The 14,650-nt window shown below is 70.4% G+C and carries 13 protein-coding genes; 3 read left to right on the plus strand and 10 right to left on the minus strand.

Annotation, left to right across the window (positions count from 1 at the left end):
- Positions 1–9 precede the first annotated feature (9 nt).
- A complete protein-coding gene (locus FLX07_RS16465; protein WP_142571643.1) occupies positions 10–2,448 on the minus strand; it encodes a GcvT family protein in 2,439 nt (812 codons plus the stop codon).
- Positions 2,449–2,670: 222 nt separating this feature from the next.
- The gene (locus FLX07_RS16470) at positions 2,671–3,444 is read right to left on the minus strand and encodes an IclR family transcriptional regulator (protein WP_142571644.1); all 774 of its coding nucleotides are present in this window, start codon (positions 3,442–3,444) and stop codon (positions 2,671–2,673) included.
- A gap of 109 nt (positions 3,445–3,553) precedes the next feature.
- Between FLX07_RS16470 and purU the strand changes: the two genes are divergently transcribed.
- Positions 3,554–4,420, plus strand: coding sequence for a formyltetrahydrofolate deformylase (gene purU, locus FLX07_RS16475; protein WP_142571645.1), 867 nt, complete (start codon positions 3,554–3,556; stop codon positions 4,418–4,420).
- 17 nt (positions 4,421–4,437) lie between these two features.
- On the opposite strand, the gene FLX07_RS16480 is transcribed toward purU, so the two are convergent.
- The 3 genes from FLX07_RS16480 to FLX07_RS16490 form a co-directional block, all read right to left on the minus strand.
- Positions 4,438–5,088 carry a response regulator gene (locus tag FLX07_RS16480; protein ID WP_142571646.1) on the minus strand — a complete coding sequence of 217 codons (651 nt, stop codon included), beginning with the start codon at positions 5,086–5,088 and terminating at the stop codon, positions 4,438–4,440.
- A complete protein-coding gene (locus FLX07_RS16485; protein ID WP_142571647.1) occupies positions 5,085–6,335 on the minus strand; it encodes a sensor histidine kinase in 1,251 nt (416 codons plus the stop codon). The genes FLX07_RS16480 and FLX07_RS16485 overlap by 4 nt, the downstream gene beginning before the upstream one ends.
- Positions 6,336–6,428: 93 nt before the next feature.
- On the minus strand, positions 6,429–6,797 hold the full coding sequence (locus tag FLX07_RS16490) for a membrane-associated sensor domain-containing protein (protein ID WP_142571648.1): 369 nt from the start codon (positions 6,795–6,797) through the stop codon (positions 6,429–6,431).
- A 258-nt stretch (positions 6,798–7,055) separates the two neighbouring features.
- Here FLX07_RS16490 and FLX07_RS16495 point away from each other — a divergent pair, with 258 nt between their 5' ends.
- Together FLX07_RS16495 and FLX07_RS16500 are read left to right on the plus strand one after the other, a co-directional pair.
- Positions 7,056–7,448: an LppU/SCO3897 family protein gene (locus FLX07_RS16495; RefSeq protein WP_142571649.1), complete on the plus strand. Its 393-nt coding sequence runs from the start codon at positions 7,056–7,058 to the stop codon at positions 7,446–7,448.
- Between the two features lie 170 nt (positions 7,449–7,618).
- Positions 7,619–8,407, plus strand: coding sequence for an IclR family transcriptional regulator (locus tag FLX07_RS16500; RefSeq protein WP_208762236.1), 789 nt, complete (start codon positions 7,619–7,621; stop codon positions 8,405–8,407).
- Here FLX07_RS16500 and FLX07_RS16505 read toward each other — a convergent pair.
- From FLX07_RS16505 to FLX07_RS16525, 5 genes are all read right to left on the minus strand, one after another.
- Positions 8,385–10,721 (minus strand): FdhF/YdeP family oxidoreductase, encoded by a 2,337-nt coding sequence (locus tag FLX07_RS16505; protein ID WP_142571650.1) that lies wholly within the window; start codon positions 10,719–10,721, stop codon positions 8,385–8,387. The genes FLX07_RS16500 and FLX07_RS16505 overlap by 23 nt on opposite strands.
- Before the next feature lie 18 nt (positions 10,722–10,739).
- Positions 10,740–11,831: an aromatic ring-hydroxylating oxygenase subunit alpha gene (locus tag FLX07_RS16510; RefSeq protein WP_208762243.1), complete on the minus strand. Its 1,092-nt coding sequence runs from the start codon at positions 11,829–11,831 to the stop codon at positions 10,740–10,742.
- A gap of 146 nt (positions 11,832–11,977) precedes the next feature.
- Complete coding sequence (locus FLX07_RS16515; RefSeq protein WP_142571652.1) at positions 11,978–13,063, minus strand: S-(hydroxymethyl)mycothiol dehydrogenase; 1,086 nt, start codon at positions 13,061–13,063, stop codon at positions 11,978–11,980.
- A 387-nt stretch (positions 13,064–13,450) separates the two neighbouring features.
- Complete coding sequence (locus FLX07_RS16520; protein ID WP_142571653.1) at positions 13,451–14,035, minus strand: hypothetical protein; 585 nt, start codon at positions 14,033–14,035, stop codon at positions 13,451–13,453.
- Between the two features lie 9 nt (positions 14,036–14,044).
- Positions 14,045–14,650, minus strand: a 606-nt coding sequence (locus tag FLX07_RS16525; RefSeq protein WP_142571654.1) for an AAA family ATPase, incomplete at its 5' end; no start/stop codon positions are given.

Here is a 14,650-nt window from a genome sequence, read left to right on the forward strand (position 1 = left end):
CAGTCCTCACTAGCTGCGCAGCCGTTCCATGGCGGGGTCGAACAGGGGCTCCTCGGCGACCACGGCGGTCACCCGCCGGTCGAAGTAGCCGATCTCCAGCGTCCGTCCCGGCGTGGCCAGCTCGGCGGGCAGCCAGGCGTAGGCGATGCCCTTGCCGATGGTGTAGCCGAAGGCCGCGCTGGTGACGTAGCCGACCGCGCTCTCGCCGTCGTAGACCGGTTCCTTGCCCATCACCACCTGGGTGGGGTCGTCGACGGTCAGGCAGGCAAGGCGGCGGCGCACGTTCTCCTTGCGCCGCTCCAGCGCCTCGCGGCCGATGAAGTCGCCCTTGTCCGTCTTCACCGCGAACCCGAGCCCGGCCTCGTACGGGTCGTGCTCGAAGGTCATGTCGGTGCCAAAGGACCGGTAGCCCTTCTCCAGCCGCAGGCTCGCGAAGGCGCCCCGCCCGCCGGCGATGATCCCGTGCCGCTGCCCGGCCTCCCAGAGCGTGTCCCACAGCTTGGCGCCCATGTCGGCGGTGGTGTAGAGCTCCCAGCCCAGCTCGCCGATGTACGACAGCCGCAGCGCGGTGACCGGCACGGTGCCGATGTACGCCTTCTTCGCCCGGAAGTAGCGGAAGCCCTGGTTGGAGAAGTCGGCGTCGGTCAGCGGCTGAACGAGGTCGCGGGCGCGCGGGCCCCAGACGCCGAGGCAGCAGGTGCCCGCGGTGATGTCGCGGACCATGACCGAGCCGTCCGGGGGCAGGTGGCGGTGGAACCAGTCGAGGTCGAGGTTGCCGTTGGCGCCGACCTGGAACACGTCACGGCCCAGCCGGGCGACGGTCACGTCGCTGCGGATGCCGCCGTCGGTGTCGAGCAGCAGGCAGTAGGTCACCGAGCCGACCGACTTGTCCATCTGGCCCGTCGTCAGCCGCTGCAGGAAGGCGAGGGCGCCGGGGCCGGCCACCTCCAGCCGCTTCAGCGCGGTCATGTCGTACAGCGCGACGGACTCGCGGGAGGCCTGGGCCTCCGCGCCGACGATCGGCGACCAGTAGCGCGCCGCCCAGTCGCCCGGCGTGGGGATGTCGCGTCCCTCCAGCAGGCGGGCGTTCGCGCCGTACCACTGCGGCCGCTCGTAGCCGACGGCCTCCAGGAAGAAGGCGTCCAGCTCGCGCTGCCGGGTGTGGAAGGGGCTGAGGCGGAGTGGCCGCGGCTCCTCCATCGGCTGGAGCGGGTGGATGATGTCGTAGACCTCGACGAAGTTCTGGCAGTCGCGGGCCAGCACGTAGTCGGGCGCGAGCTGGTGCGGCTCGAACCGGTTGACGTCGCACTCGTGCAAGTCAAACGAGGTGCAGTGGCCGTCGACCAGCCATTCGGCCATCGCCCTGCCGACGCCGGCGGAGTGGGTCACCCAGACCGCCTCGGCGACCCAGAAGCCCTTCACGTCGGGCGACTCGCCCATGAGGGGCATGTGGTCCTGGGTGAAGGAGAACAGGCCGTTGATGCCCTCGTCGAGCTTCGCCGCGCGGGTGCCGGGCAGCAGCCGCTGCGTCTCGGTCCAGGCGTCCTCGAAGTCCTCCGGCGTGAACGTCATCACCGACGGCATGACCTCGGCCTCGACCACGGACAGCAGGTCCTCGGGGCCGACCGGCATCGGCCGGTGACCGTAGTAGCCGATGCCGACGCCGTCGAACCGCTGGCGGTAGTAGAGGTCGGCGTCCTGGTGCCGCAGGATCGGCAGCGTCGCCTCCTCCTCGCGTCCCGCCAGGTCGGGCACCTGGCCGGTCCAGGCGAGCTGGTGCGCGAGCGGGGTCAGCGGCAGCGGCATCCCGACCATGCCGGCGACCTTCGGCCCCCAGATGCCGGCGCAGCAGACCACGACGTCGGCGGGGATCTCGCCCTGGTCGGTCACCACCCCGGCCACCCGGCCGTCCTCGGTGCGGACGTCGAGCACCTCGTGCCGATCCAGCACCCGTACGCCGCGGGACCGGGCGCGCCTGAGCTGCGCCTCGACCGCGCGTACGGCCTTGGCGACGCCGTCGGTGGGGATGTGCAGGCCGCCGAGCACGGCGCCGGGATCGAGCAGGGGGAAGAGCTCGGCGCATTCGGCGGGGGTGAGCAGGCGCGACTCGACGCCCCAGGACGTGGCCCAGCCGTGCCTGCGGTGCAGCTCGGCGAGCCGTTCCGGGCTGGTCGCGACCTCCAGGCCGCCGACCTGGAGGAAACAGGGCTCGCCGTCGAGGTCGAGCGAGCAGAGCTTCTCGACGGTGTAGCGCGCCATCTCGGTCATGGTCTTCGACCCGTTGATCTGAAAGACCAGTCCCGGGGCGTGCGAGGAGGAGCCTCCGGTCGCGGGCACCGGGCCCTGGTCGACCACGGTGACGTCCGTCCAGCCCCGGGCCGACACTTCGTCGGCGAGCGCCGCACCGACGACGCCTGCTCCGATGATGACGACGCGCGGGCCCGTCATACCCACCTCCGTTGCTGCATATTCTGTTGCGCAATTCGCAACATTATGCGTTTAACGCAACAAGCGTGACGTGTCGCAACCCGGGTGTCAAGGACCAAGAACGGGACAAAACCACACCCCTCATCGCGTGCACAGCGGCCTGGGAAGGGCGGGCCCGCGCGAGGAGCGGCACGAGGCATGAACGTCAGTACGGAACACCACCCGGCGCCTACCGAAACCGCCTTACCCGAACCATCCCATCCGGGCAGACACCTCTCGGGCCGCCGTCATGACCTGCTCGGCGACCGCGGCGATCGCCGTCTCGGGCATCCGGAAGGTCGGGCCGGACGCGCTGATCGAGGCGATGACGGAGCCGTCCGCGCCGAGGACGGGCGCCGCGACGGCGCTCAGGCCGTCCTCAAGTTCGTCCACCGCCGTCGCGTACCCACGACGGCGCACCTCGGCGAGTTCCGCGCGCACCCGGCCGGGATCGGTGACGGTCCTCCCGGCGAGCACGGGCAGCGTGGCCGCCAGCACCTCCTCGCGCAGCGCCGCGGGCGCGTGCGCGAGCAGCACCTTGCCGTTGGACGTCGCGTGCAGAGGGATCCGCTGACCCACCCAGTGGTGCAGCTGGAGCGCCGACGGCCCGGCGACCTCGTCGACGTACAGGGCCTCCCGGCCGGCGAGGACGGCCACGTTGACGGTCTCCCCCACCGCGCGGGCGAGCGCCGGCGTGACGGTGCGGCTCTCGCGCACCAGGTCGAGCCGGGCGCTGGTCGCCCCGGCGAGCCTCACCACGCCCACGCCGAGCCGATATCCGCCGCGGTCGCCGTCCTGCTCGACCAGATCGTGGCGCTCCAGCGTCGCCACCAGACGGAACGCGGTGGACCTGTGCACACCGAGGCCGGCCGCGAGCTCGCTGACGCCGAGCTCGCCGTCGCGGGCGAGCAACTTCAGGATGGTGAGCGCGCGGTCGACGGACTGTACGGCCGCCCCGTCACCTGACCCGTTGCCCATGGCACAACTCTACGCGGATCGCGCATCAAGCTCTTGACCTGTCCCATCCGGCAGGTCACTCTGTTGCGTATACGACACCATGTTGCGTATAGCGCACTCAGGAGGCTTCATGTCCGCTCGCCCGGGTCGCGAGTTCGTCCTCACGTTCTCCTGCGTCGACCGGCCGGGGATCGTCTACGCGGTGAGCGGCTTCCTCGTCCAGCACGCGGGCGACATCCTGCAGAGCCAGGAGTTCAACGACCGGACGAACGGCCACTTCTTCATGCGGGTCCACTTCGCGGTGCCCGAGGGCCGCGGCGACATCGAGGAACTGCGCCGCGGCTTCTCCTACGTCGGCGACTCCTTCCACATGACCTGGCAGCTCAAGGACGCCGTGACGCCGACGAGAGCCCTCGTCCTCGTGTCGAAGTTCGGCCACTGCGTGAACGACCTGCTCTACCGCCAGCGGGTCGGCGCGCTGAACGTCGAGATTCCCGCGATCGTCTCCAATCACCGGGACCTCGAACCGCTGGCCGAGTTCTACGGCGTGCCGTTCCACCACGTGCCCGTCACCCCCGGCACCAAGCCCGAGGCCGAGCAGCGCGTCCTCGATCTGGCCGAGGAGCTCGGCACCGATCTGGTGGTGCTCGCCCGCTACATGCAGATCCTCAGCGACGACATGTGCAAGCGCCTCGAAGGCCGGGCGATCAACATCCACCACTCGTTCCTGCCGGGGTTCAAGGGCGCCAAGCCGTACCACCAGGCGCACGAGCGCGGCGTCAAGCTGATCGGCGCGACCGCGCACTACGTCACCGCCGACCTCGACGAGGGACCGATCATCGAGCAGGACGTGGCGCGGGTGGACCACTCGCTCGACCCGGGCGAACTCGTCACCGCGGGCCGCGACGTGGAGGCGCAGGTGCTGGCCAGGGCCGTACGCTGGCACAGCGAGAACCGCGTGCTCCTCAACGGCGACCGCACCGTCGTCTTCCGCTGACCCTTTGCCGAGTACGTTCACGGACGCTTGGGAGCACCGAGCAGGCCGCGGTTGTACCCCTCCGCCACCGCGGCCGCACGGTCGTTGACGTCGAGCTTCGCGTAGATGTTGAGCAGGTGCGTCTTGACCGTGGCCTCGGTGATGAACAGCCGGGCGGCCGCCTCCCGGTTGGTGTGCCCGGCCGCGACCAGGCGCAGCACCTCCAGCTCGCGCCGGCTCAACGAGCCGGTCGACGGCGCCGGGGCGCGCAGCCGGCTCATCAGGCGGGCGGCGACCGACGGAGACAGCGCGACCTCGCCGCGGGCGGCCGCGCGTACGGCGCGCAGCAGTTCGTCTCGCGGTGCGTCCTTGAGCAGGTAGCCGGTGGCGCCGGCCTCGATCGCGGGCAGGACGTGGCTGTCCGTGTCGTAGGTGGTCAGCACCAGCACCCGGGCCGGCACGCCGCGCCGGCTCAGCTCGGCGATCGCGGTGACGCCGTCCATGCCGGCCATCCGCAGGTCCATCAGGATCACGTCCGGCCCGAGCGCCTCGGCCAGCCGGACCGCCTCGGCCCCGTCCGCCGCCTCGCCGACCACGGTGAACTCGGGGTCACGGGTGAACATGCTGCTCAGCCCGTCCCGCACCACCGGGTGGTCGTCGGCGATGAGCAGCTTGATCGGGTCACTCACGAGCACACCTCCCGCGCCTCGGCCGGCAGGCAGGCCGAGATCCCGGTCCCACCCCCCACCTCCGATTCGATCTGCAACGTGCCCGACACCGCCTCGATCCGCTGCCGCATCGCCACCAGCCCGAAGCCCCCGTCGCGCTCGACCCTGGCGGTCGGGTCGAAGCCGCGGCCGTCGTCGCGGACGTCGAGGGCCACCTGCTGGTCCATGTAGGAAAGGGTGAGGCCGACGCGGGTGACGGCGCCGGCGTGCTTGGCGACGTTGGCCAAGCCCTCCTGGGCGACCCGTAACAGGGCGACCTCGGCCTCCGTGGGCATCGTGCGGGTGACGCCGGTGACCGTGACCTGGGCCGGGATGCCGTGACGGGCCGACCACTCGGCCGCCACCTCGGTGACCGCGTCGGCCAGGCGGCCGGTCTCCAGCGGCTCCGGGCGCAACTCGTTCACCGAGCGCCGCGCCTCGGTCAGGCCCTCCCGAGCCAGCGCGGTCGCCGCCGCGTGGTGCCGGCGCCACGCGGCCGGGTCGTCCGCCGCGTGCTCGGCGGCCTGCAACTGGGTGACGATGCCGGTCAGGCTCTGGGCCAGCGTGTCGTGGATCTCGCGGGCCATCCGGGCCCGCTCGTCCAGGACGCCGGCCGCGCGGGCCTGCTCCACCAGCCGCTCCTGCAACGCCGCGTTTTCGGCCAGCGCCGCGGCCAGCCGCGAGTTGGCCTCCCGTGACTCGCGCAGCGCCGCCTCCCGGGAGGCGTAGTACCGCCCGCCGATCTCGCCCATCCAGGCCAGCAGGCACATCGGCGCGATGTTGACGACCAGGATCCCCAGGTACTCGAGGCGGCCGACCCAGGAGCCGGTGTCCAGGCCGGCCGACTGTGCCGTGCCGGCCACCACCGCGACGCCGGCGATGAAGTACAGCTCACGCGGCCAGCCGATGATCCGGTACGCGTAGAAGTACAGCGCCGGCGTGTACAAGCCGAACCACGGATTGCGCAGGACCATGACCAGCCCGAACAGGATCAGGCCTGCCAGGAAGACGCCCATCACGCCGACCCGGTCGCGCCACGCCGGGTGCAGCGTGAAGAGTGCCAGGCTCCACACCGCGGCCGCCGCACAGAGCGCGAGGTCGATGGCGAGGGAGCCGGGCTGGTCGTGCTTGAAGGCGATGGTCAGGGCGGCCATGACGGCCAGCAGCACGTAGGGGACCACGGTGACCATGGGCCGGAACCGCTGGTCCCAGCCCGCGGGCCCGGCCATCTGCCAACTCTGCATCGCGTACCCACTCCCAGCGGAACAATCCGACCGCCGCCCCGACCGCCCACGGTAGCAACGTGAGCAGAGCGAGCTCGCTCACCGCACTGACGGCCGGACCGCTGAGCGCCGGTTGATCTGCACGACCACGGCCAGCAGGAGCAGGCCGCAGACGCCCTGCTCGAGCTTGAACCAGAGCGGGAAGATTCCGGGCAGCGCGATGATCACTACGATCGCGACCAGCATGACCGCGGTGACTACGCGGAGCCGCAGCAGCATCCGGCGGTCGCCGCGGGCCGCCCGGACCGCGAACAACAGCGTGAGTAGCGAGCCGGCGGCGACGATCGCACCGCGGACCCAGACCTCGGTGGTGACCATCGCCGCGTCGCGCCGGAACACGATCATCGCCACCAGCGTCAGCAGGCTGACCGCGGCGTACCCGCTGATCAGCCAGACCACATTGCGCATGTCAGTGTGCCTCCGTCCTCTCGTTCGCCGACGAGAGTCAGCGTCGCAACGGAGGCACCCCATACGGATCGCCCGATCTCCCGAGCGGGCGGTGGAATCGGCGACTCACCCACGCGGTGGAGCGACTCCACCGATCGGTGGATTCAGGGGCGTGGAATCGGCGAGTCGCCGAATCTCAAAATGACAATTCACATGTAAAGGGGCGCATGATCGCTGTAACTTCATACCTCACATGTCGTCCCTTTACAGGAATAGATAATGACGGAAACCCCTCAACAGCCCTCGACATACGGCCAGAAGGCCACTGGCGTGGGCATGGCCGTCGGCAAGCGCATCGTCGCCTATGCCGTCGGCGCCGCCGTTCTCGCCGGTGGCGGCTTCGTATACAAGCAGGTGACCGGAGCTCCCGAGATCGCCAAGGCCGGCGACTGCATGGCCGGCGCCACGGCCGACGAGCTCAAGGTCGTCTCGTGCGCCGACCCGGCCGCCGCGCTCACTGTCGAAGGTCGCATAGACGGCAAGACGCAGCAGGAGTGGGACGCGGACAACGACGGGCAGATCTGCTCGGCCTACGCGAAGGCGGACCAGACCTTCTGGGAAGGCGAAGAGGGCAAGGCGGGCTACGTGCTCTGCCTGGCACCCAAGAACTGATACCTGCCCCTGCCTCGGGCGTAGGCCGTCGCGGCGGCCGGCCTGTGGATGAACGTCCCACAGGTAGCCGAGACGGCCCGCCTCCGGCACGAGCCACGGCCGGAGGGGGATTTTCCCGGGAATCGCGCGACGCCCCAGCTCAGCGTTGCGTCACGCGCTACAGTCCCGCTATGGGCAACGACGCTTCCGCCGCCAGGACCGAGGCCAGCGGCGGCGGCGTGCAGTCCGTGGACCGGGCGATCAGCATCATGGAGATCCTCGCCGGCCGCGGGGAGGCCGGGGTCACCGAGATCGCGGCCGAGATCGAGGTCCACAAGTCGACCGCGTTCCGCCTGCTGGGCGCCCTGGAGTCCCGCGGGCTCGTGGAGCAGACCGAGGACCGCGGCAAGTATCGCCTCGGCTTCGGGCTCGTCCGCCTCGCCGGCGGCGTCTCCATGCGGATTGACGTCACCCGGCAGAGCAGGCCCGTCTGCCAGCGTCTGGCGGAGGAGATCGGCGAGACGGTGAACATCGCCGTCCTGCGTTCGCACTACGCGGTCAACCTCGACCAGGTGCGCGGCCACGCCGCCGTCACCGCCCACAACTGGGTGGGTCAGCTCACCCCCCTGCACGCGACGTCGAGCGGCAAGGTCCTGCTGGCGTACGTGGACCGGCAGCGCCGCGACGACCTGCTGCGCGCCGCCGGCCTCCAGCGCTACACGCCGGACACGGTGACCTCGATAGAGGACCTGGAGCGCGAGCTGGCGCAGGTGCGCGAGCGCGGCTACGCACTGACTCGCGAGGAATTGGAGGTCGGCCTGAACGCGCTCGCCGCCCCCGTCCGCTCCTTCGGCGGGGAGGTCGTGGCGGCGGTCAGCGCGTCAGGGCCCGCCTACCGGTTCAGCGAGAGCCGCATGCGTGAGCTGGCCCCCGTTCTCGTCGAGGGAGCCGAGGAGATCAGTCGCCGCCTGGGCGGGTAGCCGTCGCCTCGGCCGCGCGGCGCAGCCGTACGACGACGCTCTTGGACGTGGGCGTGTTCGACGTCTCCGCCACCGAGTCCAGGGGCACCAGCACGTTGGTCTCCGGGAAGTAGGCCGCGCAGCAGCCCCGCGCCGTCGAATAGGCGACGGCCCGGAACCCCTCGGCGACACGCTCGCCGTCCGGCCACTCGCTGATGATGTCGAGCATGTCGCCGTCGGCGAGACCGCGCTCGGCCAGGTCGTCGGGGTGGACGAACACCACCCGGCGCCCGTTCTTGACGCCGCGGTAGCGGTCGTCCAGGCCGTAGATCGTGGTGTTGTACTGGTCGTGGCTGCGCACGGTCTGCAGCAGGAGGCGGCCCGGGGGCACGCGCAGCACCTCCAGCGGATTGACCGTGAAGTTCGCCTTCCCCGTGGCCGTGGGAAACCGGCGCTCGTCGCGCGGCGCGTTCGGCAGCAGGAAGCCGTCCGGCCTGCGCACTCGCGCGTTGAAGTCGTCGAACCCGGGCACCACCCGTTCGATGCGCTCCCTGATCGCGTCGTAATCGGCCTCGAATTCGGCCCACGGCACGTGCGGGTCGTCGCCGAGCAGCTCACGGGCCAGCCGGCACACGATGGCCACCTCGGACAGCAGCGCGTCCGACGCCGGACGCAGCCGCCCCCGCGAGGCGTGCACCGCGCCCATCGAGTCCTCGACCGTGACGAACTGCTCGCTGCCGCTCTGGACGTCCCGCTCGGTGCGGCCGAGCGTGGGCAGGATGAGCGCCTGCTCGCCGCACACGGCGTGCGACCGGTTCAGCTTGGTCGACACCTGCACGGTGAGCCGGCAGCGGCGCAGGGCCGCCTCCGTCGCGGCGGTGTCCGGCGTCGCGGAGACGAAGTTGCCGCCCATGGCGAAGAACACCTCGGCGTCCCCGTCGCGCATGGCCCGGATGGCCTCCACGGTGTCGTGGCCGTGCGCACGCGGCGGCGGGAAGCCGAACTCCTTCTCCAGCGCGTCGAGGAACTCCGGCCTGGGCTTCTCGTAGATGCCCATCGTCCGGTCGCCCTGCACGTTGGAGTGCCCGCGTACGGGACACACGCCCGCGCCGGGCCGTCCCACGTTGCCCCGCAGCAGCAGGAAGTTGACGATCTCCCTGATCGTCGGGACCGACTTGCGGTGCTGGGTGAGACCCATCGCCCAGCAGACCACGACCGAGCGGGCGGCCAGCACGTCGCGGGCCGTCTCCTCGATCTCGGCGCGGGTCAGCCCGGTCGCCTCAAGCACCTCGGCCCAGTTCGGACCGGCGCCGTCGAGCCCGCGTACGTGCCTGTCCCAGGCGTCGAACCCGTGCGTGTGCGCCTCGACGAACGCGCGGTCCACCACCGTGCCGGGCGCGGCGTCCTCGGCCTCCAGCAGGAGCAGCGACAGCGCCTGGAACAGCGCCAGGTCGCCGCCGAGACGGATCTGCAGGAACCGGTCGGACAGCACCGTGCCGCCGCCCACCACTCCGGACGGCCGCTGCGGGTTGCGGAAGCGCATCAGCCCCGCCTCCGGCAGCGGGTTGACCGCCACGATCCGGGCGCCGCCCCGCTTCGCGCGTTCCAATGCGGTGAGCATGCGCGGGTGGTTGGTGCCGGGGTTCTGACCGACCACGAAGATGAGGTCGGCCTGATGCAGGTCCTCCAGCAGGACCGTCCCCTTGCCGATGCCGAGCGTCTCGGTCAGCGCCGAGCCGCTCGACTCGTGACACATGTTGGAGCAGTCGGGCAGGTTGTTGGTGCCGAAACGGCGGACGAGAAGCTGGTAGGCGAAGGCGGCCTCGTTGGAGGTGCGGCCGGAGGTGTAGAAGACGGCCTGGCCGGGGTGGTCGAGCGCGCGCAGTTCGCGCGCGACGACACCGAAGGCGTCCTCCCAGGAGATCGGCTCGTAGTGGTCCGAGCCCGCCGGTTTGTACATCGGCTCGGTGAGCCGGCCCTGCTGGCCCAGCCAGTAGTCGCTGCGCCGGGCCAGCTCGTCCACCGGGTGCTCGGCGAAGAAGTCGCGGGTGACCCGGCGGACCGTCGCCTCCTCGGCCACCGCCTTCGCGCCGTTCTCGCAGAACTCGGTGGGACTGCGGTGCCCGTCGCCCTCGGGCCAGGCGCATCCCGGGCAGTCGAAGCCGGACTTCTGGTTGACCCGCAGCAGGGTCAGCACCGTCCGTCCCGCGCCCATCTGCCGATAGGCCGTGCCGAGGGCGTGGCCGACCGCCGGAACCCCGCCCGCCCAGGTTCTGGGCGGGCCGATCTCCAGACGTTCGTCTCCGACGTCCTCCCGAGGCGCCTCACGTGTCATGCCGCATCTCCTCCGAACTCACTCGCCGATCTTGCCACGCACCCAATCATGGAACAGGCCGATGTGGTGCTCGCTGGGCACCAGCACCCCGCCCTTGGCGTACGTGCGGGAGCTCATCGAGGGCTGGGTGCGCTCGCAGGCCTCGAAGTCCTGCTCGTTCACCCGGTGGAACAGCTCCACCGACCGGCTGATGTCCTTGCCCTCGGCCACGACCTCCGGCAGGTAGAGCCAGTCGCACTCCACCACCGTGCGGTCCACCGCGAGCGGGAACATCCGGTGGACGATCACGTGGTCGGGCACCATGTTGACGAACACCTGCGGCTTGATCGTGATGGCGTAGTAGCGCCTGTCCTGATCATCGCTGATGGTCGGGATGCGGTCGAGCCCCTCGGAGCCGTCGACGGTGAATCCCTGGACGTCGTCGCCGAACTGCGCGCCGTGGCCCACGTAGTACTGCGCCGCGTAGCCGTCGGCGAACTCCGGCAGCACCTCGGTCAGCTCGGGGTGGATGGTCGCGCAGTGGTAGCACTCCATGAAGTTCTCGACGATGAGCTTCCAGTTCGCCTTCACGTCGTACACGATCCGGCGGCCGAGCGCCAGGTTGGCGACGTCGTAGTTGTCGAGGGAGGCCACGTCGCCGAGGCGCGTGCGCACCTCGGCGAGCACGGTGTCCTCGAACGACGGCGGCTCGTCGGCCAGGCAGACCCACACGTAGCCCAGCCACTCCCGCACCGCCACGTTGACGAGGCCGTATTCGACCCGGTCGAGGTCCGGCATCTTGGTGAGGTTGGGGGCGGCGATGAGCTTGCCCTCCAGGTCGTAGGTCCAGGCGTGGTACGGGCACTGGAAGGCCCGCTTGACCTCGCCGGACTCCTCCGTGCAGATGCGGGCGCCGCGGTGGCGGCAGACGTTGTAGAACGCGCGGATCGAGTTGTCCCGCGCCCGGCTGATCAGGATGCTCTCCGTGCCGACCTGGACGGTCCTGAACGCCCCGGGCTTGGGCAGGTCGGCGGCCCGGACCGCGCAGAACCACATCGACTCGAAGATGCGCTTCTGCTCCAGCGCGAAAACCTGGGGATCGGTGTAGTGCTCGCCCGGTAGCGTGGCCATCAGGCTCGGGGGCAGGCTCGTGGTGCTCACTTGGGCTCCTGGTGGTCGTGCAGGGTGGTCAAGCGCGGGTGGTCATGCGCGGTGGACATGCGTAGCGCGTCGCAGGATCTGGTATGGCCCGGGGCCGGCCGGGGCCGAGAGCCGGGTCAGAGCACCACGACGGAGCGCAGCACCTCGCCGCGGTGCATCTTCTCGAAGGCCGCCTCGACGTCCTCAAGCGCGATCGTCTCGGTGACGAACGCGTCCAGGTCGAGCCTGCCCTGCCGGTAGAGAGACACGAGCATGGGGAAGTCGCGGCTGGGCAGGCAGTCGCCGTACCAGGAGGACTTGAGCGCGCCGCCGCGGCCGAAGACGTCGAGCAGCGGCAGTTCGAGCCGCATCTCCGGGGTCGGCACGCCGACGAGCACGACGGTCCCGGCCAGGTCGCGGGCGTAGAAGGCCTGCTTGTAGGTCTCGGGACGCCCGACCGCCTCGATCACGACGTCCGCGCCGAACCCGCCGGTCAGCTCGCGCACGGCCTCCACCGGGTCGGTCTCGCGCGAGTTGACCGTGTGCGTGGCGCCGAAGCGGCGAGCCCACTCGAGCTTGGTGTCGTCCACGTCCACCGCGATGATCGTGGTCGCGCCGGCCAGGTGCGCGCCCGCGACGGCCGCGTCGCCCACGCCGCCGCAGCCGATGACGGCGACCGAGTCGCCGCGGGTCACCCCGCCGGTGTTGATGGCCGCGCCGAGGCCCGCCATGATCCCGCAGCCGAGCAGGCCGGCCGCGACCGGCGACGCGCTCGGGTCGACCTTGGTGCACTGGCCGGCCGCGACGAGCGTCTTGTCGGCGAACGCGCCGATCCCGAGCGCCGGGGACAGCGGGGTGCCGTCGGCCAGCGTCATCTTCTGGGTGGCGTTGTGGGTGGCGAAGCAGTACTGCGGGCGTCCGCGCAGGCAGGCGCGGCAGGAGCCGCAGACCGCGCGCCAGTTGAGGATGACGAAGTCGCCGGGGGCGACGTCGGTCACCCCCTCGCCGACGGCCTCGACCACGCCGGCCGCCTCGTGCCCGAGGAGGAAGGGGAAGTCGTCGTTGATGCCGCCCTCGCGGTAGTGCAGGTCGGTGTGGCACACCCCGCAGGCCTGCACGGCCACGAGTGCCTCACCCGGGCCCGGGTCGGGGACGACGACGGTCTCCAGGCTGACCGGCTGTCCCTTGCCCCTCGCGACGACCCCGCGGACTTCGTGCGCCATGGTCTCTCTTTCCCTCGATCAGTGTGCGTGCAAGAGTTGTGCAACACGAAACACATAGCACTATGCGCAACAGGTTGGGGCCGTACAAGGCCAGTGTCAAGAGCCCAAAAAAGCTGGCGTGATCTTGTAGTTTGTCGCACGCAATGCCGCAACCTGCAGTAACACCCTGGACGATCTTGCAAAAATCGCGGACAAGACCTCCCACCTGCGATTTCACCGTTCGTGATCATGCAATTGCATGATCACGAATCGCCTACCTGCTGGTCAGGCGGGCGGCTGGCCGAGCTACGCAAGATCACGAAGTAAGGGTGGGCAGGTGGGAGGGCACCTGTGCGACAAATTACAAGATCACGCGGGTGGGGTGGGGTGGGGTGGGGTGGGGTGGGGTTAGCGGGGGTTTTGTTCAAGGTGGGTGACGACCGGGGCGAGCAGGTCGTTCAGCTCGCGTACGAGGACCGCGAGCGCGCGGTGCGCCGTCTCGGCCAGGTCGTGCGCGGGCCCGTCCGGCGCGGCGGGCAGGTCGTCCAGCGGCACCGGGGCGTCCACGAGCAGGGTCGGACGCAGATAGGGGACCTTCGCGAGGTCCTGCTCGGCGGGCTCGACGAACTGGCCGAAGATCTCCGGCCAGTCCCGCCAGCCGCGGTCGCGCCACCAGCCACGCGACACCGTCAGCGCGGCCGGCAGCGGAGAGACGATCGTGACCCGCGCCGTCAGCGACCCGTCCCATGTGTTGCGCTCGCAGGAGGCGGACAGGATCCGCCGGTGCCAGCGCACGAAACCCGGCGAGGTCAGGGGTGGGGTGGCGATGCGCCAGGCCGCGCACGCGAACGCGACCGGGGCGATGTCACCCCACACCTCCTCGAACTCGCCGATGTTCTCCCACACGCGCTCGGAGTAGTGGCTGACGCCGCTGTAGCGGACGCGCTCGCGGTCGGATCGGCCGTCGATCCAGAACGCCTGCTGGCCGGCCATACGCCGGGATCAGCCGTTCGACGCGGCGGTGGTCGGCGCGACGGCGGCGGGCGCGGTCTCGCCGGCGAAGACGAACGTCGCGGCGTCGCCTTCGCCCTCGATGTCGATCTTGACGACCTGGCCCGGCCGCAGCTCGCCGTAGAGGATCTTCTCCGACAGCGTGTCCTCCAGCTCGCGCTGGATCGTGCGCCGCAGCGGACGGGCGCCCATCACCGGGTCGTATCCACGGTCGGCCAGCACCTGCTTGGCCGCCGGGGTCACCTCCAGGCTCATGTCGCGGTCCTTGAGCCGCTCGGCCACCTGGGCGAGCATCAGGTCGACGATCCGGATGATCTCCTTGAGCGTGAGCTGGTGGAAGACCACGATGTCGTCGACGCGGTTGAGGAACTCCGGCCGGAAGTGCTGCTTGAGCTCCTCCTGCACCTTGATCTTCATCCGCTCGTAGGTGCTCTCCTCGTCGTTGGACTTCGCGAAGCCCAGCCCCACCGCCTTGGAGATGTCCCGGGTGCCGAGGTTGGTCGTCATGATGATGACGGTGTTCTTGAAGTCCACCACCCGGCCCTGGGCGTCGGTCAGCCGACCGTCCTCCAGGATCTGCAGCAGCGAGTTGAAGAT

The sequence above is a fragment of the Microbispora bryophytorum genome (assembly GCF_006874465.1).
GTDB classification, from domain to species: domain Bacteria; phylum Actinomycetota; class Actinomycetes; order Streptosporangiales; family Streptosporangiaceae; genus Microbispora; species Microbispora bryophytorum.